Below are 25,108 nucleotides of genomic sequence, written 5' to 3' on the forward strand. Positions count from 1 at the left end.
TCGGTTTTATGGTCTCAGAAGAAGAAACCGAAGCAGCCTGGTCACGCTTCTTTCTAGATTTACGCTCGCGTGGACTACAGACACCAACCATGGTTATTTCTGATGCCCATGCTGGACTGAAAAAAGCGATTCGTAAAGTCTTTGTAGGGACTATTTGGCAACGCTGTACATTTCACTTTATTAGAAACATTATTGATGTAATGCCTAAAAAGAACAGTAAAGAAGAAAGAAAAATACTTAGAAAGATCCTCCAAGCACCAACACAACAACATGCGCGTGAGTTGAAACAAGCCTATGAATCGCAACTTAAAGATAATCCCAAGTATACTGAAGCCTTAAAGATTTTAGATAATGGTTTTGAGGATGCCATTCAATATATGTTAGAACCCGAAGCTTTTCATGTTTCGTTGCGCACAACCAATTCTGTTGAGCGTCTGAATCGTGAAATTAGACGGCGAGACAGAGTGATTGGAATTTATCCAAACATAGCCTCTGCAGAGCGTTTAATCGGTTCGATATTAATTGATTTCCACGAAAATTGGGAAAATAACGCTCGGACATTCTTACAAGTGTAATGTGCATGATGACCAGATGATATAACTACATTGAGACTTTTACACAAGATTATGGACTTGACACGGAAAATAGAATATGACGACTTGGTGCGGTGCATCGTGAACTCCCGCGACGGTCCGAAATTGAGCTTGCGGGGCGTGGTGCTAACTCACGACACTCCGGAAACGGATTTGCGGTCCGTCGTGCCAACTCACGACACTCCGGAAACGGATTTGCGGTACGTCGAGCCAACTCACGACACCCACAACCCCAAACCCAAATAAAAAAGACCTACATTCGCAGGTCTTCCTCACTATCCCTCTTCCAAACTATCTTTAATCATATCTTCTTTTAAGGTGAAATAATATAAGCCAATCGCAATATCAATCACGGCTGCGATCAATAGCACATTCCAATTTGTGTATAGATGAATGGCTGTCGCTGATACAGCGCCGATTAAGAAGCACAACAGATTCACAATGTGAAAGCGCAGTTTCCAGCGGTCTTCGGTTCCACCTCGGAGATTGCGTCCCAGCTCCACACCAATATCGGTCACTGTTCCAGTTAATATTGTTGTTCGAATGACCAAACCTTTATAGAAGACGAACATCCCATTTTGTAGGCCGAAACTAAAGGCAATATAAATAAGGAAATAGACTGATTGATAACCAAACCAGTTGAACAGTAATAAAATGACACCCATAATAATTAAATAATTTCCGTAATTTAATCGTGGTTGAAACCGGTCAGTTGGATAAAAATACCCTCCAACAGTTGCCCCTACTAAAAAACTGATCGACATGGAGGCCATATTTAACATCACATCATACTCTCCATGCGTAAACAGGATAGCAACTTTAGTCAAATTACCAGTATGTCCAGCAACTGATTGAGCAAATAATAAGAGCACCATCACATTCAGATAGCCGGCTATGAAGCGAAGCAGCAATATCCAAATTACCAACTTATAATTTATCTTATTCCTTTCCATTCTGCACTCCCTTTAGATAAAGTTACGATTGTAATTCACTGCGGCTCTCGTTAAACTCGCATCATTATAAAAGTGACATTCTTGGACATTGGCTCAATTTCAGATGCGCCGTTTCGGTCTAAATACACTTTAACCCGTAAAGTGATTCCTTCGACAATATTTTCCCGCACAGAAATGCCGCCTCCGAGCGCAATTAATTCGGATTGATAATCACAGATAAATTATAAATCCAACGCAAGAAAGCTCATAAACGCCATCATTAATTTCTAAAGCATTTGAATTACCCGCTTCAGCGATTTCAAATAGTTCAAGACCGTCTTTAATCTGTGCCTCGGCTTGGTTGGCTTTATTATGTTGCTCCATTTGAGAATACGTCGATGCGGCCTTACTTAATGTTGTTTCCGAATCCATTAACATATAGCCAAATTCGCCCGCAAATAAGTTTCGCCCTCTTACAGTTGCCTATTCATTGCGACAGCTCCACCAATATCAAAAACTAATACACTCACTTCATCGGGCCTATCTTCTTGATAACACTTTTCTAAATCATTCTAAAACTGACGCCCCTATTAGTCAATAAAAAAAAGACGCCAATCCTCGTTTAGCGCCAAAATTTTGTGTAACCGGCTTTATCTTCGAGGTTGTATTTTATCAAGGTGTCAATTAATGAAAAGGGGGTTGGATCAGTCCACTTGATGCGAATAATATTATTCGTATGGCTGAGGCCAAGGGCTTCAATCTCTTCTTTGAACTCTTTGATTGGCTTCACTTCAGGCGCTAGGGAAATATGCCCCTTCGAATGGCTAAAACCTATTATATATGTGCCTTCATTCGTAAACATTGGTTGATTCCACGCAATTCGCGTATTTAAATTTGGATAATGCTCTTTAACCCAGACTAGAATTTCAGTCAGCTTCTCTTTATGCTCAGGGTCTCCCATGGTATTCAAGTATTCTTCAAATGTTTCCACACCACCACTCCTTGTTATCTCTATAAATTAAGTATACTACAGTGCGCAAAAAGCATCTAATCTCAGAGCCTACTCAGGATTAAATGCTTCTAATTTCTTACATGACCCGGTTCATCATCAATTGAATCATAATTGATACTACTAACATAAAGATTTCACCACTATAAGTCGCCAAGGCGAACTTTGGTTGTTTAAAGGTCTAGCCTTTTGAATACGGTAACAATCCTTATAAATTAAGATAACATGTTTATCTTAAAATTTCACTCTAATTTATACCCTAACATCTTAATCATATCTAATTTAAATATAATACCCAAATACAAAGCTTTACAATAATAAAGACCACTGATATCTATTCAGTGGTCTTTCAAACTATTCTATTTAATTTTAGAATGTAAAGAAGTCTTCATCATCAACTTCTTCAACACCTGCAGCTGCAACTGCTTGCTCTTCTGCAAGAATTTGCGCATCATACTTACGGATGAAAGGTAAGTAGACAAGGAAGGCAACGAGCACAGAAACTAAAGCGACGATAATTGAGCGCCAATCTCCACCAGTACTGATGAAGGCTCCAATACCAGCTGGCATTGGCCATGGCATTAAGGCGATAATTGGTTTAACGAAGTCCAAACGTGTAGCCCAATAACCTACAGATGCCCCTGCCATTGGTGCTAAAATAAACGGAATCAACATATTAGGGTTATAGATCATTGGAACCCCAAAGATAATTGGTTCGTTGATATTAAAGATAGCTGGAACAACCGCAGTACGTCCTAATACTTTCAATTGCTCTGATTTCGCCATAAAAGCAATGAATAATGTAAACCCTAGAGTCGCACCAGATCCACCTGGCCAACCATAAGCATTCCAAAATTCCCCTGCTAATGGAATCGAATCACCAGCAATATTGGCTGCCATATTCGTTAACATAATTGGCTGAACCAAACTTGTTACAATCGTTGCACCGTGAATACCCACACTCCATAGCGCGTGAATTAAGAATATAATGACTAACAATCCTAGGTAACTATCTGTAATCTGAGTTACGAAACCAAACGGAATCTGAATAATTTGGAAGATATCAGTTCCTAAGAACACTAAAATACCATTTAAAATAATTACTACAAAAGCGATTACAAATGTTGGTACTAAAGCGGTAAATGAACGTGATACCCCTGCTGGAACAGCTTCTGGCATTTTAATCGTCCATTGTTTAACAATACAAATACGATAAAGTTGAACAGCGATGACGGCCATAATAATACCTGTAAAAATTCCGACTGTCCCAAAACGAGACACACCGTCGCCTCCCATTGCCCAACCACTAATAATTTGTGACGCTTCTGAGATGTCAGTAATACGTGACATTGTCCCATCCGCCCAAATTAGTTGAGGCACCGTCATGAAGAAGGCAAATAATGATAATAACGCACCATTCAATGGACTCATATCTACATCGTCATCATCAACATACACTTTGGTAAACTCGTAACCCAACACCGCACAGAAATAAATTGCTAACATTCCCATCGTTGCTGTATTGGCTAACATGTACAAATCACTAAATCTCAAGAAGGTTGCATTAAAGAATCCTTCTAACGCTGGAATAGCTAAAGGTAAGATATTAAATACTAAGAACATTGACCCAACAATAGTAAATGGAATTACTGCGATACCCGTTGCCATAATTGCTCGAACAAATTTTGTTTGTGACATTTTCCCTAATGGGTTCATAACATATTTTTCAAGCAGTCCATAAGCTCCACTATTTTGCTCTGACATTTTTATCACTCTCTCTTACTAAAGATTTTTCGTATTTTTTAATGAGTTTGTATTTCTTATCACGATTGTTACTAATAGATTGCGCTTTCTTTATTAATAATAATGCGACGAACATTCCTACAATAAGGAATGCATAGACGACAGCCAAAGAATCATTTGTAAATGTTAGAAATGGATATAAAAATGAAAACACAGATTCAATCCATATAACGACCGCAAGTATTACATTCACGGCCAATTGTACTTTGAAAAACATTTTTGTAAATTTCAAAGTATTATCATGATTCCAAAATAATTTAATTTGCTCACCAATTGCAGCAAGTGAACTTATAATTATCACCCCTGGAACAATTGCCGTAATGGATTTTGTAAATAGATTAAAGATAAACCAATAAACATTAATAAAGAAAAACAAGGCTAATGCGTATCTTAATAAAATAAACCGATTAAACTTAAAATTTCTGATGGATAATTCTTTTTGATCTTGAATCATTGTGTTTTTTATATTCATTGATAACAAATCCTATCCTACTCGTTTATATAACTCCAACATCTCAATAGCAACTTCTCGTAACGTCATCCCAGTCATCAAATGATCTTGAGCATGAATCATAATAATTTCCATTACTAGCTCTTCCCCATTTGCATAAGCATGTAGTAGTTCAGTCTGAGCATTATGTGCTTCAACAAAAGCACCGTTGGCTTCTTCCAATTTTGCTTCAGCTTCAGAGTGTTTACCTTCGCGCATTAACTTAAATGCTTCGTGAGTAAGTGTTCTACCATTCCCACTTGATAGTATAATTTCAAAAGCAGCTGTTTGTAATTGCTCTGCGTTCATATAAGTTCACCTATTTCTCTGCTTGTAATTGTGGTTTAAGTTGTGTAAATACTTGTTTGGCTAAGCTAGTAATTCCTGCTTCAGTTGGAATATAAGATTGAGGTGGAATATTATCAATTGGTAGCCCCATTTTTTCTGCTTCTTTTGCCAATCCTTCATATGACATTTTGGCTTGTGGACTAACTAAATAGAAATCGAAATCACCTCTTTGAATTAATTGTGGTGCTTTACTTACAGTCGTTGCGTCTAATTCAATTGGTACATTTTTTGTTTTAAAAAAATCAGTTGTCTTTTTGGCGATAAGTGACGATGACATCCCTGCTGCACAAATAATTAATACTTTTTTCATAAATATTTTCCTTTCTTTTTTGGTCGATGAATTATACATGTACAATTTTTTTATCACCCCATCGTTGTTTTGTTTGTATATAGATTATGACACATAAACCTCTTGTTGTAAACGTTTTTATGTATTATTGTTCATTTAACTTAAATTATTTCCATTTGACTTAATAACTTCCTTATACCAATAGAAACTGTCCTTTTTATACCGTTTTAGTTCTTTTTCATCTTCTTCATCTCTATCCACATATACAAAACCATAACGTTTTTGATAACCATTTAACCAGCTTAGTAAGTCTGTAAAACTCCAAGTACAATAACCAAGAACCTCAACACCATCTGTGATTGCTTCTTGAATAGCTATAATATGAGTTCTTAAGTAATCTATACGATATTTATCATGAATACTTCCATCACTTTCAAGCTCATCATACTCTCCTAAACCATTCTCAGTGATTAATATCGGCAAATCATATCTACTTTGTATCCGACGTAGACCTATACGTAATCCTTCAGGATCAATATTCCAATCCCAATTTGTTTGCTCTACTTTCTCATTTTTTACAACCTTATATAAACCTGGTATCCCATTTTCTTCTGTAGTACCTTTTTTACCACTATAATTTACTTCCCCTTGCCCCACTCCATCAATCTTGTTCTGGGCAATAGTACTCGTTTGGTAATAATTCACTCCCATAAAGTCAGGTATTCCCTCTGTTAAAAGTAATAAATCTTCATCTGTTATTTCAGGTAACAAGTCATTCTTTTTCAAGTATTTTACTGCCACATCTGGATACTCACCTTTTACATATACATCCATCCACAAATATTCATTAAATACTTTGTGGTTTTCTGCGGCTAATTGATTTAGTGGATCAGAATCTAAAGAATATGTTGGTGAATATGCGTAACTTGGACCAATGATTCCTTGGATATTTAACTCTCTAAATCGTTTAATCGTTGCAGCATTTGCTAAGAAAGCATTGTGATTCGCTTGATACATGCGTTTCATATCCGATACATTGGGTGGATGTGATGCTGCTAAGTAACCATGAGAAATAAATACATTTTGTTCATTTAAACTAACCCAATACTTCACTTTTCCATTAAAATGTTTGAATAATATCTCAGCATAGTTAACAAAATCTTCGATAATTTGTCTATCCTCCCAACCGCCATATTTATCTTGTAGAGCTAGAGGTAGGTCCCAATGATATAACGTTAGAATTGGTTCTATATTATGTCTTAATAATTCATCAATCAGATTTTCATAAAACTTAAGGCCCGCTTCATTAATATCTCCAGACCCTGTGGGTAAAATTCGACTCCAAGACACCGAGAATCTATAAGCTTTTAATCCTGCTTCTGCCATTAAAGCAACATCTTCTTTGTAACGGTGATAATGACCAACTGCAACTTCTCCGGTAGATTCTTTAAACGTTTTGCCAGGTATTTTTACATATCTGTCCCAAATAGACTCTCCCTTTCCATCTTCGTCCCACGCACCTTCAACTTGATATGCAGCAGATGCTGATCCCCAAAGAAACTTTTTTGGGAATTCATCTAATTTTTCATGAAACATTTATAAACTCCTTTTCAAATTTGCTTAATTAGTATCGACTAGTCGGTACAAAGAATTGCGCTTGATCTTTATGATATTTCAAAATAGAATAATTGAAAGGTTCACCATTGTGTAAGTGATACATACTTTCTGAAAGTAAAGCTGCATCTCCTTCCTTTAGCCCCATTAATTCTGCTTCTTTCTTAGACAAATCAACAATTCTTAAATAAATGTCCGTAAAACCAAACTCTATTTTTAAATCATCTCTCAGGTAATCAAACACCGACCCTTGAACTATTTCATTATTCAAATAAATAACATGTTTTTTACTGAAATAAGACTCTTCCAAACATAAAGGTGCACCTTCGATGATCCTAAGTCGCTTAAGATGGTAAACTTCTTCGTTATCTTCCAGTTTTAGTCCTAAGGCGACTTTTTTAGGCGGAACCATCTGTTCTAAACTGATTACTTTTGAATCTAACTTAAAACCCTCTAGGTCCTTACGAAAGCCATCACCGCCTGAGAGATTTATATATCCCGATCTGTGGGACTTTCTTACAAATATCCCGCTACCTCTGACTTGGTAAATCAAACCTTTAATTTCTAAGATATCTAAAGCCTTAATAATAGTACTTTTACTCACTTTAAATTCTTCTGTCAAATCGTCTAAAATAGGTAATTTATCGCCTTGATTTAAATCATTTTCTTTAATAAATAATTCGATCTGATTCGCAACTTTTTCATATTTCAACATTTAATATAACCTACCTATCTTTTTAAAATCTTTATAGTCATCCTTAGCAGTTCATTATATACTTATAAGGATGTCAACTAGGCAGAAATTATAGCACTTCGCCATCTGATTCGATGACTTTTTTATACCAATCAAAAGAATCTTTTTTCGAACGGTCGAGTGATCCGTTTCCTTTGTTATCACGATCAACATATATCATACCGTAGCGTTTTTTCATTTCGCCAGTAGTGAATGAAACTAAGTCGATAATTCCCCAAGGTGTATATCCCATTAATTCTACTCCATCATAATTTACAGCTTTTGACATTTCTTCAATATGCTCTTTCAGGTAATTTATTCTTGTTGCGTCTTTTATACTACCGTCTTCTTCTATGGAATCAACCGCACCAAAACCATTCTCAACTATAAATAAAGGAATTTGATATCTATCCCAAAATCGGTTTAAAGTATATCGAAGACCTATAGGATCAATTGCCCATCCCCAGTCACTTTCCTCTATATATGGGTTCTCTACTTTAAATGGAATTGAACCATGTACTTCATTTTGCTTATGATTCTCTGTTTTTACATCAATTGCATTCGACATGTAATAACTGAATCCTAGATAATCCACTTTTCCTTTTGCTAGACTCTCTTTATCCCCATCTAGAATAGGTATATTAAGATTTTCGCGTTCGAATTCTTTTAATGCGTAATTTGGATAGTAACCTCTAACTTGAATATCTGGGAAGAAGTACCGCAGTCTCATTGATTCCTCTGCAAACATTACATTTTCTGGATCAGAATTTATAGGGTAAATAGGTACATGTGAAACCATTGCCCCAATTTCAAAATCTGGATTAATTTCTTTTCCTTTTGCCACTGCTAATGCACTTGCCAATAATACATGATGTGCTGTTGTATACATTACTTCTTTAGGATTCTCACCTTCTTGAACTTGAACACCTACATTTGTCCAAAGAAAAATAGGATTTGAATAGTCCATCATGTTATTTATCTCATTAAATGTCATCCAGTATTTTACTTTGTCCTTGTATCTAACGAAGACAGTTTCAGCAAACTTTACAAAAAAATCTATTACTTTTCTATTTCTAAAACCACCATACTTTCTTGCTAAATGAAGTGGCATTTCAAAGTGAGTTAGTGTAATGACAGGTTCAATGTTATGTTTCAATAATTCATCGAACACATCATCGTAAAACTGTAATCCCTCTTCATTCGGTTCTGCCTCATCACCTTGAGGGAATATACGTGTCCAGTTAATTGATGTACGGAAACATTTCAGTCCCATTTCCGCAAATAATGCGATGTCCTCTTTATATCTGTGATAAAAATCAATTGCTTCATGATTAGGGTAAAATTGATCATCTTCAATCGTATCTGTAATCTTTCGTGGTTCATTAACACTGCCTGCTGTCATGACATCAGCAACACTTGGCCCTTTATTACCTTGATTCCATCCACCTTCAAACTGATGCGCTGCGGCTGCTCCACCCCACAAAAAATCCTTAGAGAAATTTGCCATTGTTTGTCCTCCTCAACATATTGTTTCGTTACACCTAAATTATACATGTATAATTTGTATTTGTAAACGTTTTCTTTGTTTTTTCTTTACTATTTATTTACAGTACAAAAAACCCACCAACAATTTAAAAATGTTAGTAGGTTACTTGAGTTTGTAATATATACTATCTACACTTTCCCCGATGAGAAGGTTCCAATTGGCAAGTGGTCGTTGACGATTTCTGAGTTTTCGTCCAGAGTACTGATCTGTTTAGTTCCTGCTTTCCTTAAGTACCAAAGGATAATCACGGATACGACTAAACCGACAAGATATGTCACTGGTGTTAAGCCTAGGTTAAAGCCGATTGGCTCACTTAAGATATACACTAGCACGGCATATAACATGAAGGCACCTGGCACTAGAGCAACAATATAGTTTCGATTTTTCAATCTTAAGTAACGTGTCGCAATAAATAATGCAATTACGGCTGTCACTTGGTTTGCCCAGTTAAAGTAGCGCCATAGTAAATTGAAGTCTACTAAAGTAAGCATGAATGATACGACGAAAATTGGAATAGTTAACATTAAGACTTTCTTAGTTGTATCTTGTTTCACATTGATGTAGTCCGAAATAATTCCGCGTAAGCTTCGGAAAGCTGATAGACCCGATGAAATTGGAAGAACAATCACACCAAAGATGGCTAAGGTCCCAAAGACATTACCTAATAACATCACTGACACTTCGTTCACAACTGCCGATGGTGTTCCTGAATTTATTAAGGCACTTAACGTTCCTGCATCGAATAAACTCATTGAAGCCGATGCCCAAATCATTGCGATAACACCTTCTGCAATCATCATTCCATAGAAAATGTACCGACCTTGTGATTCTGATGTTGTTGTACGAGAAACCATTGGTGATTGAGTTGCATGGAAACCTGATAATGCTCCACATGAAATTGTAAAGAAAATCGCTGGGAACATTGGTACACCGTTATAGTCTTCTAAACGAATTGTTGATAAAGTTAACTCTGGCATTTGGTAGTTTCCAAAGATTAATGTTAAACCAATCGCAATTGTCGAGATAATTAAGATGGCTCCAAAGTATGGATATACTTTCCCCATTGCTTTATCAATTGGCAATAACGTTGAAATGACATAGTAAACAAAGATAAGTAACGTAATAATACCAATCGTTAAGAAATCAGGTGTTAAACTACTAATTAAGTTAGCTGGCGTTATTACGAATACCGTTCCTACTAATAGGAGTAATACAATTGAGAATAGGTTTACGATATGTTTGAAGTTTTTACCTAAGTAACGACTGGCTAACTCTGGTAAGTGAGCACCATCATTACGTAAAGAAATCATACCGATCATGTAATCGTGAACGGCTCCCCCGAAGATACAGCCGACAACAATCCATACATAAGCGATTGGCCCGTAGAGCGCTCCCATAATTGGACCAAAAATTGGCCCTGTCCCCGCAATATTTAATAATTGAATAATGGCATTTTTCGAACGAGACATTGGCACGAAATCCATGCCATCTTTTAATACTTCCGCAGGTGTTTTACGATCTGGAGCAATTTGAAAGTTCTTTTCAATAAATTTTCCGTAAGTAAAATACCCAATCACTAGTAAAGCAATACCACCCAATAAGGAAATCATCTTTTCCACTCCTTCTTTCTTTGTTAACTAAAATATACATTAAATAAGAAAGAATAGGGCTGTTTTGTGACCAAATGCACAATATTTTAGATGAAATGCACATCTCGGTAGGTGAAGCGTTTACACTTTCTCTCTAACAAGCCTCAAATATCAATGAAAGCTTGAAAAAGACCGACTCACGATGATTTTGCCTCTTGAATCCTCGTGACTCGACCTTTATTTTAGTTAGCTTGCTGTTATTACCGTTACAGAACCGTCTCCGAAAATCGCTTCGATGTTTTCTAGCGACGTGATGACTACGGTACTTTCAGGACGATTTTCTACTAATGAAATGGCTGCTTCCACTTTTGGTAACATACTACCTGAGGCGAATTGGTCTTGATTGATCCACTCTTTTAGCTGGTCAGCAGTCACTTCTTCTAATTTTTCTTGGTTAGCTTTGTTGTAATTAACGTAGACATTATCTACCCCTGTAAGGATGAATAAGTAGTCTGCTCCGACTAACTCAGCCAGTTTAGCTGAAGCAAAATCCTTATCTATGACTGCTTCCAATCCTCTGTACCCATGCTCGACCTCTTTGACTGGGATCCCGCCGCCTCCAGCTGTGATCGTGATGAAGTCATTTTCAATGAGTTTCTCGATGGCTGGGTATTCAACAATTGTTATAGGTTTTGGAGATGGGACGACTTTTCGGTAGCCACGTCCCGCATCCTCTACATAAATGTCTCCAGTCTCCGCAGTTAATTTATTTGCGTCTTCTTTGGAATAGAAAGGGCCGACCGGTTTAGTTGGGTTAGCGAAGGCTGGGTCGCTTTCGTCAACGACAACTTGAGTGACAACTGAAGCCACGTGTTTATTAATGCCTGTTTCAGCTAAGGCTTCATTCAAAGCTTTTTGGAGCCAATACCCGATGCTTCCTTGAGTCATCGCCACAAGGGTATCTAAAGGTAGGGCTGGATTCTCTTTTGAATCAGCGGCTGCCTGTTGTAATGCTAAGTTCCCTACTTGTGGGCCATTTCCATGACTGATAATTAATTGATGACCTTCCTTGATAAGTTCGATAAGTCGCTTACTTGTATAACGTAAAGCTTCGATTTGTCCTTTTGCTGATGGATCATCCGTAAGGATTGCATTCCCACCTAAGGCTACAACAATTCTTTTACCCATAACTACCTCCGATTAATTTGTAATAAAATACTTTAACACCGACTAGTATATCATTCTCAGCCGTTACGCCATAGTATTATGAATTCTTAATTTCGGATTGTGAGCAAATACAGCCCCTCTTTAGGACAAACCAAAAACAGCTTTGAACGCTTGCATATATGACCGGCTCACAATGACTTTTGACCCATTATTCATCGTGACTTGATAATTTCGGTTGAACCAAGGCTGGATTTCTTCAACTTCATTCAAGTTAATAATATAGGCTCGATGAACTTGCATGAAGTTTTCCTCAGGTAACTTTTCCTTCATTGCTTTGAGTGACTCGCGCATCCGATACTCTTTATCATGCGTTTGGATAATGACTTCGCCTTCATCGGTCGTCACCACATAAACATCATTCATTGCTACCATGACAATTCGATCCTCATCTTCAATCGGTAAATAGCGTTTATCACGCGAAAATGCGTCAGATTTTTTATCCGGTACATTCTGAACAGACCGGTGACTCATTCGGGCTTCTATTTTCCCCATGACTTTTTGTAGTCGTTCCAAATCAAATGGCTTTAAGATATAATCCGTCGCATCCAGCTCGAATGCCCTCACCGCAAAGTCATCATGAGCCGTCGCAAAGACGACAAATGGCGGTTCCTTCATCTGAGTCACAGTTTCCATTAACTCCATGCCAGATTCATTTTGCAAATGCATGTCTAGAAAAATCACATCAATGGCTTCTTTTAAGAGCATTTGTTGGGCATCCTTAATGTGACTCGCTTCAAAATAGTCATTCCCCGACTTTATTTCTGTCAGTAAATAACTCAATTCTTGACGAGCCAATTGCTCATCGTCAACTAAAAGAATTTTCATGATTCATCTTCTCCTTCTCTGAAAGATATGGTATTAAAGCACTCACTTTGGTTCCGTCAGACGACGATTCAATCTGGAGCTCACTTTTCGTACCATAGATACCTACTAAACGTTTATTTAAATTCTCCAACGCCGTGCCAGTCCCCTCTGCCGATTCCACAACCTCTCTCCCTAACTTTTCAATGATAGATTCTGGAATTCCATACCCATTATCTTCAACGGAGAATATTAGGTTTTCACCTTGGGGCTTTAATGCGATATGGATCTTGTTGTCCGTTTCTCGCTCTTTAAAGGCATGATGAATCGCATTCTCAACTAACACTTGCATTAGAAAAGATGGAATTAATACGTGATGCAACGTTTCGGATATATCAAAACTGATTTCAAACTTATCTGGAAAGCGTGCTTCTTCAATTTCTAAATACGCTCTGACTTGTTCCAGTTCATTCGTCACTTGTACTAAAATTTGGCGGTTTCCAGTTAAATTCGCACGAAAATACTGACTTAATTTAATTAATAATCGCCTCGCCTTATCAGGATCAAAGCGCATCACCGCACTAATCGTATTAATCGTATTAAAGAAGAAATGTGGATTCACTTGCCCTTGTAAAGTGCGTAGCTCCGCTTGTTTCAACAAATGCTTTTGCGAATCAACTTTTCCTAATTGAATTTGGGTTGAAAAGATTTCTGATAGTCCTTCAGCCCACTTCTGTTCAACCTCAGTTAATTGATCGTCATCTGTAAAGTAGTATTTTAAAGTGCCAACAATATCATTTCCGTCATTTAAAGGCAGCACTATCGCCCCTTCCAAAGGACAAGTCTCACAGTGGCAACCAATCTCCGCTCGCGTATGCGCCACCAACATCTCACCCTCCGTAATCGCTTGTCGCGATAAATCCGTCACCAAGTCTGAGCCAACTCGGTGATGGTCACTTCCTGCCCCAGTAAAAGCAAGAATATCTTTCCGGTTCGTAATACTCACCGCTGACACCTTCATCGTCTTATGAATCAACTCAGCTGCTTTCTGCGCATTCTCAGGATTCAAACCACTCCCAAATAAAGGTAGAGTCTCCTTCGTCAATTGCAAGACATCTTGCGTTTGAATGGCTCTCAACCCTTCTTCGTGACGAATCGTATTCAATATAATTGATAGGAAAATACTCATCCCAACACTATTAACGAGCATCATTGGAAACATAATCACTTGCACTAAATTTGCCCCCATCACGCGGTTCGAACTTAGAAAGTAAATACATGCCATTTGAACCAGCTCCAAAAGTACCGCCACACCTGCACCCTGAAACGGAGTTAAGTAGGTTTGCTTTTTAATCGAAGCATGACCAAAGGCTCCACCAATGCTTCCGATTAATATAGAAGATATTAGGTAAATATGCGGGTCCGTCCCACCTTGAAAATATCGGAAGATCCCCGACAAGATCCCGACCATCGTCCCTACTAAAGGCCCGCCAACAATTCCACTCACACCAATACTCAACACCCGCGTATTCGCAATCACAACCTCATCCGTTAATTGACCGAATAAGGGATAGAAAGATAGCTGGTCAAAAGAAATCAACACCCCAGTAATATTAGACAGAATAGCGAATGCTGAAAAAATTAAACTAAGACCGATCACCGATTTTGTTTGGCGTCGATTTAATAACATGTGTTTTAAATAATCATTGTTCATAAGAATATAAGCTAACAAAATAACAATTGCGGCTCGCTCAAATAAAACTAACGCTAGCACCGTATATCAACTCCTTGGCTCAATATAAATAAATTATATCACATTAAAAATGTGCGTGGGAGATAGGTTGTTTATGATTTCTGTTCGTCAGACCCGTGTCTCGTCTCGGGCTTCAGTCAGATTACACCTCGCGATAGACACCATTGCAGGTCGTATTCGGGACTTGTACCCGTTAGAGTTTGCCCATGTTGGCAAACAAAAAGAACCAAAGATTACTCTTTGGCTCATTACTGCCTATTGCCGTGGGTATTTAATGGATATTTTTTCCTGGAATTCATGATCAGCAGTGCGACCCTCTAAGCGGTTCTTGCGTTTTTCTGAATAGCCAGCCATCACATAACGACCTTCATCCGTTTCTGCCTCGATAGCTGGGATAGGTTTAAGATTCTCTTCCACAATGACGAAAGTGAGAAAAGCCGTTGCATCTAAGTAGCGCTCGCCCGTTGTCAAGTTTTCTCCGATTACTTTTGCAAAGACTTCAGCAGACTTCTTGCCCACTCCAGAAATCATCGTTTCAATACAAACCGAATGCGACACAGGTAAGGGTTTAATAAAATTCAATACATCCATTGATGCCGTAATGCCCAGTGAACGTGTATGTCTTGTGAAACTAATTGCTGATACATTATCCATCATGCGCATTAAATTTCCACCATATAATGTATTATGACGATTTGTATCACCCACCAAAATTAAATGCGTTTGAATAACACGCGATTCACTTACTTTTTTGTAGTCATTATTCTTCACCTCGTAGGTTTTTAAATGCTTTATGCGACTCCTTCTCAGCTAGGGTTGGCATTCCTGATTGTGCGCCTCTCTTTGTAATTGAAAGCGAACCTGCCAAATTTGCGAAGCGGACACTTTCGATTAACGTCTTTTCACTCGCAAGGCTGAAAGCTAAGGCACCATTAAATGTATCCCCTGCTCCAGTTGTATCAATGATCTCAGCTACTTCCATTGCGGGTACTTCTTGGATTTCTTCACCATTCCAGAAAACAGCACTTTGAGAGCCTAAAGTTATAATTAACTTAGTAGGATATTGCTTTAACACATCTTCTATCTTTTCTCCTGGAAATAAAACGTTAAATTCCGTTTCATTAGGTGTTAAATAGTCTGCTTTTCAATATATCTTTCTCTTCATGAACGAGTAGGAGCCAGATCCATTATCTTAGTAGTTAGTTATTTTCCAGTGCAGTTTATCCTAGCACCCATTTTATTGCCGATCATGAGTACGAATGCACTCACCATAACTACCTCAGCCTTGCTATTAGTCATTGCCCTTATCTTGTATGGAAGTTTTTTGAAAGAAGAATTCCAGAGATTCAAGATAAATTTACAATCTTGGGGTAAATTCATCTTAAAGTCATTCGGCTTTTATGTGCTCTTATACTTCTTAAGAGTCTTAGTTTTAGTACTGTTGATGAATGTTATGGATGTTGGAAACTTATTGCAAAACCAACGAGCCTTAAATGATTTATCAACTACTTTATCTTTCTTACCGATGTTTTTCATTGTGTCAATTTACGCACCAATTGTTGAAGAACTTATCTTTCGCGAAGGCTTCATTACTTGGGTGAATAAGGACAATCGATCATTGTTGATTACTATGACTGTACTTTCAGTGATTGTCTTCACGGCACCTCACTCCTTCACCTTGACAGACTTCTTGCTCTACCTACCATTGGCGATGGTCTTAACTCGTTACTACTTTGATTATGACCGCAATATGGTTGGGTCAATCTTTTTCCATTTTGTGAATAATACGATTGCTGTGATCACGATGTTTGTGTTGTTGTGATTAGAGATTGATCAAATGAATATCAAAAATGTCATACCTTCACTTAGATAAAGTGAAAGTATGGTATTTTTATAAAACTATATTTTGGTTGGGTTTCTCTCTCAGCCTCATTGATTTACAATACATAGAGTCAACGATAAATTCTACTATTTCTAAAAATATCATCGTGTGAACCTGTCGCTACAAGGAGTAAAACTAATTTTTCACGCTCTAATTTATATACTAGCAACCAATCATTTTCTATATGAAAATCTCTAAATTTTTTAAATCACCTTTTAAAGCATGATCTTTGTATCTAGTTTTAAGAATTTCATGGTCTTCATTTAGAAGATACCGAAGAACAGTCTCAAATTTACTTTAATCATAATTTTTCTTCTTTAAAGCTTTAACATTTCTTTTAAAGGTGGCTGTTCGTTCAATCTTCATCCGTCAAATCTTCCATTAGACACTCAATATCATCGAACTGTTTTACCCTACCTTCATCAATATCTTGAAGAGCTTGTATTATTTGTGATCTTTTTAATGAAACTTTGAATAGAATACCCTCTTGTAAGACCACTTGTTTCAGAAACATTTTTACAGCCCCATTTAAATCCAATCCTATTGAGTCTAATATCTTTGTAGATTCTTTTTTTAAGTCATCATCAATTCGAACGTTAATTTGTGCCATAAAACCATCTCCTTTTTATCATTATTATACAATATATAATCTACTGATTATTAACAGAGTTGAAGTCAATATACAATAAAGTTCTTATTGTTGAGTAATCTCTCAACAAAGTTATTGTTTTCACAAATTCATTTTAAAAATGATTCCTAAAAATATTTGAGATGTTCAAATCTCATCTCGTATCTAAATATTTATTTAAATAAACTTTAATGACACTCAACAATACCACTCATATTACTTTTATTATTAATTATTAGTATTTAAAATTAAAAATAAATTATATTTATTATATTTTAGAAAGATGGTTGTATTCACTCTGACTTAATGTTACCATTTTCACAAAGTTATTAATTAATATTTTTATAGGAGAGATAAATATGGCAAATACACATAAAACAAGTGTAAGAGAGTTTACAAATAAAATATTAAATGGGGCTGCGATGGGGATCGTTGTTGGATTAATACCTAGTGCCATCTTTGGTGAGATTTTTAAAGCTCTAGCTGGTCAGGGTTCCTTTTGGACGACCTTATCATTAATTCTATCAGCCTTTTCTTTTTCAGTTCCTTTTTTAGTGGGGATGCTAACTGCTAAACAATTTGATTATGCGCCAATTCACACGGCTGCTGTTGCAGGTGCTGCCTTTATCGGTAGTGGTGCTGCTAGCTTTAATGGTGAGGGCTGGATGTTAAACGGAACTGGAGACCTTGTAAATACTATCATTACAGTGATTTTTTCAGTTCTAATAATTAATTGGTACGGCAAACGTCTACCTAATTTAACGATTGTGATTATTCCTATTCTGGGAGGAATTATTCCAGGGTTAATCGGAACACTGACTTTACCTTTTGTAGCTAAAGCAACCGCTCTTCTAGGTGACTTAATTGCAAACTTTACGAACTTTCAGCCATTCTTAATGATGATTTTCTTGGCAGTGATTTTTGGAGCAATGATTGTAACACCGATATCGACTGTGGCGATCGCTTATGCCATTTCTCTATCAGGGTTAGGCGCTGGTGCGGCCAATGTGGGGATTGCTGCAACGCTCTTTACCTTGATGTACGGTTCATATCGTATTAATAATCCGGGAACAACTTTCACATTGCTCTTCTCAGGCCCAAAATTATTAATGCCAAATGTGCTACAAAATCCAATCGTATTTCTACCAATTGTAATTAATACGGCCGTAGCTGGACTTGTTTCCTACTTCTTTAATATCCAAGGTACGACTGCTTCTGCTGGATTTGGAATCACAGGACTTTCCGGTCCGATTACAGCCTTTAGTTTCATGGAGGGAAATATTGTAAGTCGTATTATTATTTTGATTATTCAATACTTAATTGTACCGCTAGGTATGGCTTTTATTACACACAACATATTTACACGAATGAATTTATATCAAGATGATGTCTTTAAATTTGAAGGATAAAAATAAAATTTTATATTAGAAAGAGGTATTAAGATGACTAAGATTATTGCATATCAAGTGCGTGAGGAAGAATTGCCAATTGTAGAACAATGGTCCAAAGATAATGATGTAGAGGTTAAAATTGTCAACGAACAAATTACACCAGAAAATGTTCATCTAGCTGAAGGTTTTGATGGGGTATCAACAAGCCAAAATATCAAAGTCGATCCGGTTATATATGAAACATTAAACAGTTATGGAATCAAACAAATTTCACAACGTAGTGCCGGATACGATTATTATGACTTAGATGAAGCTACAAAAAATAATATTATCATTAGTAATGTACCTGTCTATTCTCCGGAATCAATCGCTGAATTTGTAATTACACAAGCCCTGATGTTAATTCGAAAAGTAAGTGATATTAACAAAAATACCAGTGAAGGCGACTTTCGTTGGCAACCATCCATTCGAGCAGGGTTACTAGGTGAATTAACAGTCGGCATCATTGGAACTGGCCACATCGGTCGAGTTGCGGCGAAACTGTTTAAAGGATTTGGCGCTAAAGTGATTGGTTATGACCTGTATCCAAATGACGCAGCAAAAGAATACCTTGAATATAAAGATAGTGTGGAAGGTGTGGTAAAAGAAGCAGATATAGTGTCTTTACATGTCCCTGCTACTGATGACAACTACCATCAATTTAATTACGACCTGTTTAAATTATTTAAACCCACAGCTTATTTAATTAATGATGCACGTGGTTCTGTCGTTGATACCGAGGGATTGATCAAAGCTTTAGATGATAATTTACTTGCTGGGGCAGCTTTAGATACATATGAAAATGAAGGTCAATATATCCCTAAAGATAATCGCAAAGAAGGAATTGATGATGAATTATTCCAACAAATAATCAATCATCCGAAGATCCTCTTCACACCTCATATCGCTCATTATACTAACGTATCAGTGCGTAATATTATGAACATAGGATTAGACTCGACGCTTGAAGTCATTAAAACTGGTGATACAAAAAATCGAGTGAATTAAATGAAGTTTTTGAAATAAAGAAAAGCAACCAAGTAGCTAATAAATGATATGCTCCCTCTAAAGTAGACACTTAAAAAAGTAAACTACTTTAGGGGGATTTTTTATGTACTCAAATATGAAGCATACAGTGGCTGAACTGGAGTATTATATTCTTCAGTATTTAGAGGGTATGACTTTTCCTATGTTGAAGAATTTAGGACTACAGTATGAGAAAACATACTTTTTATTTAAAGTGAGGCTCTATCAACAACATGGCATTGATGGCCTTCAATCACCGAATAAGCATCAACACTATTCATCGGAATTTAGAGAACAAGTGGCACAAGAACACCGGATCGATAAGATATCCATCTATGAACTGGCAATTAAATATAATATTCCATCTCAGAAAACGATTCGTAGCTGGATTTTTAGGTATACTAATGGTGGGGAGTCTCAATCCTACAATTCAAAGCCAGAGGCGTATCTGATGAAAGGGAAAAAAGCGACTTACGAAGAAAAACTTCATATTGTTCTAGACTATCTAAAAAACGACCTGTCATATAGAGAGACGGCAGAAAAGTTTCAAGTTTCATATAATAATGTTTACGCATGGGTGAACAAATATAAGAAACATGGTTCTGACGGTCTTATCGATAGCCGAGGCGGATCAAAACCCACTGCGATATTAACAAACAAAGAACGGTTAAACGTTGAAAACAAGGCCCTTAAAGCCCGAAATGAGTATCTAGAAATGGAAAACGATGCCTTAAAAAAATTACAAGAAGTGGAAAGAGAGTTGATGTTAGCCAAACAAGGCTCGAAGCAGAGTATCAAACGATTAAAAAACTTCACGAAGAAAAAGCCTACAAAGTAACCTGGCTTTGCCAAGCACTAAAGGTTAGCCGATCAGGCTATTATAAATGGTTAAATCGTCAACCATCACAAACAGAATTGCGCTTAGAAAAATTAATGGCCCTCATTCAAGAAGCACATGAAAAATGTAAAGGGATTTATGGCTATCGCCGTATGACTATTTATTTAAATCACTTCCAACAAGCCGCAGTCAATCATAAGTGTGTCTATCGCTTAATGAAATGGATGGGCATCCAAGCAGTCATTCGTCGAAAACGGTATCGTTATAAAGCCCACACACCTAGCCATGTCGCTGAGAATGTATTGAATAGAGCCTTTCAAGAAGCATATAAGCCCTTTGAGATTCTCTTAACTGATGTGACAGAATTTAAATATGGTACAGCGTCTAAAGCGTACTTAAGCACTATTTACGACTATGGTGCGAAAAAAGTGGTTGCCTATCACCTATCAAATCGAAATAATAATACCTTTTCGTGACACGGTCGCTCAAATTAGAGACGTCATCATGCCAGCCGTGACGCTCATTCATAGCGATCGGGGGTCTCAATATACTTCTCATTTCTTTAACCATTTTATCGATGAATTTGACTTAATTCAAAGTATGTCGAGAGCTGGAAAATGTATTGACAACGGGCCGATGGAGTCTTTTTGGGGCACCATCAAGGAAGAAATGTATCGATTGAAAACTTACGATACTTTTGAGGCATTAGAGGCCGATATTCACCGATACATTACCTTTTATAATGAAGAACGAGTGACGTTATCCATGGGGTTATCGATTCCAGTATAAAGAAAAGACGAATCCGAAGATTCCCCTTAACTATTTTTATTATTTACCTGTCTACTTGACAGGGGGCAGTTCACTCCACCTATATTGACTCTTTTTACTTACTATAGAAAACTTTTTCATGAATTCCTATTCTAAGCAAAGTGTTAATGAAATATTTTTGTGAAAATAAGGAGTAAATACTCGCCTCACTCAAGCATCCGAGACTTTATTAACGCTATCTTAACGCAAGATTTCAACCACATTTTTTCTAGCAGCCGCTCTAGCCGGAAAGACACTGAAACTGATGCCTATTAGAACAGAAATCAAGACACTGACTAAGGCTGTCGGTACATCTATTAAGGCTTTAAATGGCAAGAAATTGCCCGCTACAATCGCAATGCCAACCCCAAAGAGATAACCAATTAGACCACCTAAAGTCGTAATTGAGATACCTTCCAATAAAAACTGCCATTGAATACTATTTTGCGTAGCTCCCAATGAACGACGTATCCCAATTTCTTTAGTTCGTTCAGAGACAGAAATATACATCATATTCATTACACCGACCCCGGCAATAAACAATGAAATTCCCGCCACAGCACCAATAAAGTATGTAACCATTGAAACTTGTTGACCAATCGATTCCATCATTTCAGACATATCAAAATATTCATAAGTTCCGTTATCTTTCTCAGAGCCATTTTCTTTTAAATAATCTGCGATTTTACGACTAATACCACTGACATTGGAATCGGGTACGTAAAATGCCGTAATACTAAAGTCCACATTCGCATTGGGATTTATTAATTTATTTGTTCCTCTAGGAATAATTACTTGCGGTGAATTAGAACCTCCAAAACCGTAATTTTGCATGTCTTCGATTTCTTGTTGAGTCAACTCCGATACATAAACTCCCACAATCGTATAACTGGTACCATCAATCTTAATGGATTGATGAATGGCTTTTTCTGGATTCTCAAAAATGTCGGTTGCAACGATGTCGTCAATAATGACATTACGTTTAGCTCCTCTGGAATCATAGTCATATAAATTTCGTCCATATAATATTTGTTGATTGGTCATATCGAGATATTTTGTCGCATAAGTCTTTGATTCTTTATTGGCAAAATCCAAGGTCGAATAATCAATAGAGTCCTCATCATCAGATGATGGGGAGACTTCATCAACCCCAGGAATTTGACGGATGTCGTCTAAAGTATTAGCATCAAATGGATCTAATTTTGACCAGTCTGAGTCCATATTTGATGCATTAAAATAAAACATTTGACTAGGACGTCCTTTGGCATCCTGGGCTAGTTCATCCAAAGTTTTCTTACGAAAACCATTTCCTAGACTTAATATCGTAATAACCGCTGCAATCCCAATTATAATACCAATCATCGTTAAAAACGTTCGTCGACCATTCATTTTCAAGGTTGATAACGACGATTTAAAAATTTCATTCATCCTCATTATTTAACACCTCATCGAAAACTAATGGTTTTTTACTTAATTCATAAGTGGATTCACTCACTTCATTGGAATGGATTTGCCCATCGACAATACGTACTTTTCTAGTCGCATAAGCTTGTAAATTAGGATCGTGGGTTACCAATACTACTGTTACCCCTTTTTCACGATGTAAACGAGCTAAGATATCCATAATCACTTTTGATGTTTTAGTATCCAATGCGCCCGTCGGTTCATCAGCGATAATAAAACGTGGTTGGTTAATTAACGCCCTTGCTATTGCAATCCGTTGCTTTTGACCCCCGGATAATTCATGTGGACGACTATTAAACTTACTAACTAAACCGACACTCTCTAGAGCTTGTTGCACTTTTTCTTTGGTTTTTCTAGCTGGCATGCCTTTATACAGCAAGGGTAAACGAATATTTTCATTGACCGTCATGCTTGGAATTAAATTAAAATCTTGAAAAACGAAACCAACCATTTCATTACGTAAAACAGAAATTTGTTTATCCGTTCTTGCTTCTACCGATTCGCCACCAAAATTATAATGGCCTTCAAACTTATTATCTAAAAAACCTAAAACATTAATTAAAGTGGATTTCCCAGAGCCTGATGGTCCCATAATGGTCACGAACTCATTGTGATAAATTGATAAATCAATATCTCGTAAAACTTGTAATTGATGCTCACCAACTTGATAATATTTATTTATTTTTTTCATTTCAATGAGTGGTTGTTGTTGCATTTCGCTTGTCATATTACTGCACATCCCCATCCATAAGGTCTTCTGATGGAGGCATCGCCATCGGATCAACAACCGATACTTCTTGACCATCTGTTAAATCATAAGGATACATGATTAATTGATCACCCTCATTCAATCCTTTTAAGACTACTTTTTGTAGACCTTGAGTTATCAATTCAATTTTTGTTTTTACCGCTTTACCATCTAAATATAAAAATACATAATTGTCTTCTTCATCAACAATCGCATCAGAAGGTACAGCAAAACCAGGTAACGTTATATTCACTTTTGCAGAAAAACCGGCTTGTAAGGGGGCATCTGGTTGTACAACAAAATTAAATTGGCTCGCGTTGCTTCCACCGCCTGTATTTGAAGCAGATAGTCCCTCGGTTGAATCATTTTGGCCATTGGTTCCGCTATAAGAAGGTATCTTATCATAGTCAACAATTTTACCGGTTACGGTACGATCCTCTGCTGGAATATAAATATTTACGGCGCGATCTTCTGCTAAAGCATAAAAATCGTATTCGGACACACTACCCACAACTGAACTTTCTTCAGAAACAATACGCACTACGGGGACATTGGGATTATCTATGGCATCTGGATTGACCATCGCAATCCCATCTGTCTTGGCTATTACTTTATTATTTTGTTGTTCTTGTTGGCGAATTAATTTAATTTCTAATTCTTCAATTTGGTCATTCACTTGACGGATTTGCTCTTTAATGCCTTCAGTAGGATCTGATGCCGGCTCCATTGCTGACGTTCCCATGCCTCCGGTATCAAACGCACCTTCGGGACCATCTTGAGAGAGTGAACTATCTGTGTTGGTATTAGCCGGATCGCTCACTGAAGGCAAGGTTGATTTGCCAATTTCTTCGACTATATAATAGCCTTGTTTGCCTTCATTTCCCCAATAATACGCAATTTGGTCTCCTTGATAGTTAAATTCTCCGCCTGTATATTCACTTAATTGTTTAATTAATGCTTGGCGGGTATTATATAATTTAGTTTGTTCGCGATATAAATCCTCAAGTGCATATTGGTTTTCTTTTGAGGCTTGCTTGTAATTATATAAGGTAGTTCCTTTAGTTACTTTTTGCCCGTCTTTAACTAAAAGTGCTTCAATTTGTCCTAAATCCGCTTGATAAAAATACGCGGTATCGGTCTTTAATTTAACACTCGCATCCACAGTAACGGGATCTTGTCTGAATAAATTATATAAATTATAGGCCATCTCCCCTTCAACCGCCATGCCATTTGGTCCCATCTCCATATTTGCGCTACCCATCATCTCATCTTGATGCGCTGGGAAAATCAGGTTTTTCGCAAAGAAAAAAATTCCAATTAAAGCAACGAGACCACTAATAATTCCTAAAATTAATTTACGTTTTATATTCATATGCCACATCCTACCATTAATTTTGTACTTTATATTTTCGTTATTATAACATTTTAAAGTTTGATTTGTCAAATTAAGCTAGACAAAACAGCTTCATCTAAGTAACTCAAAAATACTTCCAACGGTGTTTGGTAGTGCAAGGATTTCCGTGGAATCGTGTTCCGTTTGTGTGCAATCGATGACACA

The 25,108-nt window shown here is 37.0% G+C and carries 27 protein-coding genes and 2 pseudogenes; 7 read left to right on the forward strand and 22 right to left on the reverse strand.

Features of this window, described 5'->3' with window-relative positions; all coding sequences use genetic code 11:
* On the forward strand, window positions 1-575 hold a 575-nt coding region (locus FEZ33_RS08850; protein WP_171031344.1), incomplete at its 5' end, for an IS256 family transposase.
* A gap of 293 nt (window positions 576-868) precedes the next feature.
* Here the strand turns inward: FEZ33_RS08850 and FEZ33_RS08855 are convergent.
* From FEZ33_RS08855 to FEZ33_RS08930, 16 genes and pseudogenes are all read right to left on the reverse strand, one after another.
* The gene (locus tag FEZ33_RS08855) at window positions 869-1,546 is read right to left on the reverse strand and encodes a YoaK family protein (protein ID WP_138405026.1); all 678 of its coding nucleotides are present in this window, start codon (window positions 1,544-1,546) and stop codon (window positions 869-871) included.
* Between the two features lie 210 nt (window positions 1,547-1,756).
* Window positions 1,757-1,963 (reverse strand): hypothetical protein, encoded by a 207-nt coding sequence (locus FEZ33_RS08860; protein ID WP_138405027.1) that lies wholly within the window; start codon window positions 1,961-1,963, stop codon window positions 1,757-1,759.
* Between the two features lie 184 nt (window positions 1,964-2,147).
* Entirely contained in the window at window positions 2,148-2,516 is a 369-nt protein-coding gene (locus tag FEZ33_RS08865) for an iron chaperone (protein ID WP_138405028.1), read from the reverse strand.
* 387 nt (window positions 2,517-2,903) lie between these two features.
* A complete protein-coding gene (gene celB / locus FEZ33_RS08870) occupies window positions 2,904-4,298 on the reverse strand; it encodes a PTS cellobiose transporter subunit IIC (protein WP_138405029.1) in 1,395 nt (464 codons plus the stop codon).
* Window positions 4,282-4,791 carry a hypothetical protein gene (locus tag FEZ33_RS08875; RefSeq protein WP_171031345.1) on the reverse strand — a complete coding sequence of 170 codons (510 nt, stop codon included), beginning with the start codon at window positions 4,789-4,791 and terminating at the stop codon, window positions 4,282-4,284. Before FEZ33_RS08875 ends, celB begins: the two co-directional genes overlap by 17 nt.
* Before the next feature lie 30 nt (window positions 4,792-4,821).
* Window positions 4,822-5,136: a PTS cellobiose transporter subunit IIA gene (locus FEZ33_RS08880; RefSeq protein WP_138405031.1), complete on the reverse strand. Its 315-nt coding sequence runs from the start codon at window positions 5,134-5,136 to the stop codon at window positions 4,822-4,824.
* 10 nt (window positions 5,137-5,146) lie between these two features.
* A complete protein-coding gene (locus FEZ33_RS08885; RefSeq protein ID WP_138405032.1) occupies window positions 5,147-5,485 on the reverse strand; it encodes a PTS cellobiose transporter subunit IIB in 339 nt (112 codons plus the stop codon).
* 135 nt (window positions 5,486-5,620) lie between these two features.
* Window positions 5,621-7,060: a glycoside hydrolase family 1 protein gene (locus FEZ33_RS08890; RefSeq protein WP_138405033.1), complete on the reverse strand. Its 1,440-nt coding sequence runs from the start codon at window positions 7,058-7,060 to the stop codon at window positions 5,621-5,623.
* 28 nt (window positions 7,061-7,088) lie between these two features.
* The gene (locus FEZ33_RS08895) at window positions 7,089-7,793 is read right to left on the reverse strand and encodes a GntR family transcriptional regulator (protein ID WP_138405034.1); all 705 of its coding nucleotides are present in this window, start codon (window positions 7,791-7,793) and stop codon (window positions 7,089-7,091) included.
* A gap of 88 nt (window positions 7,794-7,881) precedes the next feature.
* Window positions 7,882-9,318, reverse strand: a complete 1,437-nt coding sequence (locus FEZ33_RS08900; RefSeq protein WP_138405035.1) for a 6-phospho-beta-glucosidase — start codon at window positions 9,316-9,318, stop codon at window positions 7,882-7,884.
* Between the two features lie 167 nt (window positions 9,319-9,485).
* Window positions 9,486-10,967: a carbon starvation CstA family protein gene (locus FEZ33_RS08905; RefSeq protein WP_138405036.1), complete on the reverse strand. Its 1,482-nt coding sequence runs from the start codon at window positions 10,965-10,967 to the stop codon at window positions 9,486-9,488.
* Window positions 10,968-11,192: 225 nt separating this feature from the next.
* Entirely contained in the window at window positions 11,193-12,134 is a 942-nt protein-coding gene (gene arcC, locus FEZ33_RS08910) for a carbamate kinase (RefSeq protein ID WP_138405037.1), read from the reverse strand.
* 120 nt (window positions 12,135-12,254) lie between these two features.
* Entirely contained in the window at window positions 12,255-12,998 is a 744-nt protein-coding gene (locus tag FEZ33_RS08915) for a LytTR family transcriptional regulator DNA-binding domain-containing protein (RefSeq protein WP_138405038.1), read from the reverse strand.
* Window positions 12,979-14,748, reverse strand: a complete 1,770-nt coding sequence (locus FEZ33_RS08920) for a sensor histidine kinase (protein WP_235888803.1) — start codon at window positions 14,746-14,748, stop codon at window positions 12,979-12,981. The genes FEZ33_RS08915 and FEZ33_RS08920 overlap by 20 nt, the downstream gene beginning before the upstream one ends.
* Before the next feature lie 234 nt (window positions 14,749-14,982).
* On the reverse strand, window positions 14,983-15,498 hold the full coding sequence (locus FEZ33_RS08925) for an acyl-CoA thioesterase (RefSeq protein WP_138405039.1): 516 nt from the start codon (window positions 15,496-15,498) through the stop codon (window positions 14,983-14,985).
* Window positions 15,488-15,859 (reverse strand): annotated as a pseudogene (locus FEZ33_RS08930) (PfkB family carbohydrate kinase); the annotation flags it as partial. The gene FEZ33_RS08925 and the pseudogene FEZ33_RS08930, both read right to left, overlap by 11 nt.
* 117 nt (window positions 15,860-15,976) lie before the next feature.
* Between FEZ33_RS08930 and FEZ33_RS08935 the strand changes: the two are divergent.
* Window positions 15,977-16,549: a CPBP family intramembrane glutamic endopeptidase gene (locus FEZ33_RS08935; RefSeq protein WP_171031346.1), complete on the forward strand. Its 573-nt coding sequence runs from the start codon at window positions 15,977-15,979 to the stop codon at window positions 16,547-16,549.
* A gap of 130 nt (window positions 16,550-16,679) precedes the next feature.
* On the opposite strand, the gene FEZ33_RS12730 is transcribed toward FEZ33_RS08935, so the two are convergent.
* Window positions 16,680-16,778 (reverse strand): hypothetical protein, encoded by a 99-nt coding sequence (locus FEZ33_RS12730; protein WP_235888804.1) that lies wholly within the window; start codon window positions 16,776-16,778, stop codon window positions 16,680-16,682.
* A gap of 186 nt (window positions 16,779-16,964) precedes the next feature.
* Window positions 16,965-17,219, reverse strand: coding sequence for a type II toxin-antitoxin system RelB/DinJ family antitoxin (locus FEZ33_RS08945; RefSeq protein ID WP_138405042.1), 255 nt, complete (start codon window positions 17,217-17,219; stop codon window positions 16,965-16,967).
* Between the two features lie 377 nt (window positions 17,220-17,596).
* On the opposite strand from FEZ33_RS08945, the gene FEZ33_RS08950 reads away from it, so the two are divergent.
* The 5 genes from FEZ33_RS08950 to FEZ33_RS08970 all read left to right on the forward strand — a co-directional run bounded on the left by FEZ33_RS08950 (window position 17,597) and on the right by FEZ33_RS08970 (window position 21,320).
* The gene (locus tag FEZ33_RS08950; RefSeq protein ID WP_138405043.1) at window positions 17,597-18,646 is read left to right on the forward strand and encodes a PTS sugar transporter subunit IIC; all 1,050 of its coding nucleotides are present in this window, start codon (window positions 17,597-17,599) and stop codon (window positions 18,644-18,646) included.
* A gap of 33 nt (window positions 18,647-18,679) precedes the next feature.
* Complete coding sequence (locus FEZ33_RS08955; RefSeq protein WP_138405044.1) at window positions 18,680-19,675, forward strand: D-2-hydroxyacid dehydrogenase; 996 nt, start codon at window positions 18,680-18,682, stop codon at window positions 19,673-19,675.
* Between the two features lie 103 nt (window positions 19,676-19,778).
* Window positions 19,779-20,531 (forward strand): helix-turn-helix domain-containing protein, encoded by a 753-nt coding sequence (locus FEZ33_RS08960; protein ID WP_138405045.1) that lies wholly within the window; start codon window positions 19,779-19,781, stop codon window positions 20,529-20,531.
* Window positions 20,532-20,608: 77 nt separating this feature from the next.
* Window positions 20,609-21,007, forward strand: a complete 399-nt coding sequence (locus tag FEZ33_RS08965; RefSeq protein ID WP_138405046.1) for an IS3 family transposase — start codon at window positions 20,609-20,611, stop codon at window positions 21,005-21,007.
* Window positions 21,008-21,035: 28 nt separating this feature from the next.
* Window positions 21,036-21,320, forward strand: coding sequence for an IS3 family transposase (locus FEZ33_RS08970; protein ID WP_171031347.1), 285 nt, complete (start codon window positions 21,036-21,038; stop codon window positions 21,318-21,320).
* A 219-nt stretch (window positions 21,321-21,539) separates the two neighbouring features.
* Here the strand turns inward: FEZ33_RS08970 and FEZ33_RS08975 are convergent, their stop codons facing one another.
* The 4 genes and pseudogenes from FEZ33_RS08975 to FEZ33_RS08990 all read right to left on the reverse strand — a co-directional run.
* A complete protein-coding gene (locus FEZ33_RS08975) occupies window positions 21,540-22,772 on the reverse strand; it encodes an ABC transporter permease (RefSeq protein WP_138405048.1) in 1,233 nt (410 codons plus the stop codon).
* Window positions 22,759-23,529 (reverse strand): ABC transporter ATP-binding protein, encoded by a 771-nt coding sequence (locus tag FEZ33_RS08980; protein ID WP_235888805.1) that lies wholly within the window; start codon window positions 23,527-23,529, stop codon window positions 22,759-22,761. The genes FEZ33_RS08975 and FEZ33_RS08980 overlap by 14 nt, the downstream gene beginning before the upstream one ends.
* 1 nt (window position 23,530) lies before the next feature.
* Complete coding sequence (locus FEZ33_RS08985) at window positions 23,531-24,922, reverse strand: efflux RND transporter periplasmic adaptor subunit (RefSeq protein ID WP_138405049.1); 1,392 nt, start codon at window positions 24,920-24,922, stop codon at window positions 23,531-23,533.
* A gap of 68 nt (window positions 24,923-24,990) precedes the next feature.
* Window positions 24,991-25,108, reverse strand: a pseudogene (locus tag FEZ33_RS08990) (IS30 family transposase); the annotation flags it as partial.

The sequence above is a fragment of the Ruoffia tabacinasalis genome (assembly GCF_005864045.1).
In the GTDB taxonomy this organism is placed as follows: Bacteria; Bacillota; Bacilli; order Lactobacillales; family Aerococcaceae; genus Ruoffia; species Ruoffia tabacinasalis.

Bases quoted from the DNA above. Each gene is read 5' to 3' on its own strand.
- FEZ33_RS08855 (WP_138405026.1), bottom strand. From the start codon at position 1,546: ATGGAAAGGAATAAGATAAATTATAAGTTGGTAATTTGGATATTGCTG.
- FEZ33_RS08860 (WP_138405027.1), bottom strand. From the start codon at position 1,963: ATGTTAATGGATTCGGAAACAACATTAAGTAAGGCCGCATCGACGTAT.
- celB (WP_138405029.1), bottom strand. From the start codon at position 4,298: ATGTCAGAGCAAAATAGTGGAGCTTATGGACTGCTTGAAAAATATGTT.
- FEZ33_RS08875 (WP_171031345.1), bottom strand. From the start codon at position 4,791: ATGATTCAAGATCAAAAAGAATTATCCATCAGAAATTTTAAGTTTAAT.
- FEZ33_RS08880 (WP_138405031.1), bottom strand. From the start codon at position 5,136: ATGAACGCAGAGCAATTACAAACAGCTGCTTTTGAAATTATACTATCA.
- FEZ33_RS08885 (WP_138405032.1), bottom strand. From the start codon at position 5,485: ATGAAAAAAGTATTAATTATTTGTGCAGCAGGGATGTCATCGTCACTT.
- FEZ33_RS08890 (WP_138405033.1), bottom strand. From the start codon at position 7,060: ATGTTTCATGAAAAATTAGATGAATTCCCAAAAAAGTTTCTTTGGGGA.
- FEZ33_RS08895 (WP_138405034.1), bottom strand. From the start codon at position 7,793: ATGTTGAAATATGAAAAAGTTGCGAATCAGATCGAATTATTTATTAAA.
- FEZ33_RS08900 (WP_138405035.1), bottom strand. From the start codon at position 9,318: ATGGCAAATTTCTCTAAGGATTTTTTGTGGGGTGGAGCAGCCGCAGCG.
- FEZ33_RS08905 (WP_138405036.1), bottom strand. From the start codon at position 10,967: ATGATTTCCTTATTGGGTGGTATTGCTTTACTAGTGATTGGGTATTTT.
- arcC (WP_138405037.1), bottom strand. From the start codon at position 12,134: ATGGGTAAAAGAATTGTTGTAGCCTTAGGTGGGAATGCAATCCTTACG.
- FEZ33_RS08915 (WP_138405038.1), bottom strand. From the start codon at position 12,998: ATGAAAATTCTTTTAGTTGACGATGAGCAATTGGCTCGTCAAGAATTG.
- FEZ33_RS08935 (WP_171031346.1), top strand. From the start codon at position 15,977: ATGAGTACGAATGCACTCACCATAACTACCTCAGCCTTGCTATTAGTC.
- FEZ33_RS08945 (WP_138405042.1), bottom strand. From the start codon at position 17,219: ATGGCACAAATTAACGTTCGAATTGATGATGACTTAAAAAAAGAATCT.
- FEZ33_RS08950 (WP_138405043.1), top strand. From the start codon at position 17,597: ATGGCAAATACACATAAAACAAGTGTAAGAGAGTTTACAAATAAAATA.
- FEZ33_RS08955 (WP_138405044.1), top strand. From the start codon at position 18,680: ATGACTAAGATTATTGCATATCAAGTGCGTGAGGAAGAATTGCCAATT.
- FEZ33_RS08960 (WP_138405045.1), top strand. From the start codon at position 19,779: ATGTACTCAAATATGAAGCATACAGTGGCTGAACTGGAGTATTATATT.
- FEZ33_RS08970 (WP_171031347.1), top strand. From the start codon at position 21,036: ATGCCAGCCGTGACGCTCATTCATAGCGATCGGGGGTCTCAATATACT.
- FEZ33_RS08975 (WP_138405048.1), bottom strand. From the start codon at position 22,772: ATGAGGATGAATGAAATTTTTAAATCGTCGTTATCAACCTTGAAAATG.
- FEZ33_RS08980 (WP_235888805.1), bottom strand. From the start codon at position 23,529: ATGACAAGCGAAATGCAACAACAACCACTCATTGAAATGAAAAAAATA.
- FEZ33_RS08985 (WP_138405049.1), bottom strand. From the start codon at position 24,922: ATGAATATAAAACGTAAATTAATTTTAGGAATTATTAGTGGTCTCGTT.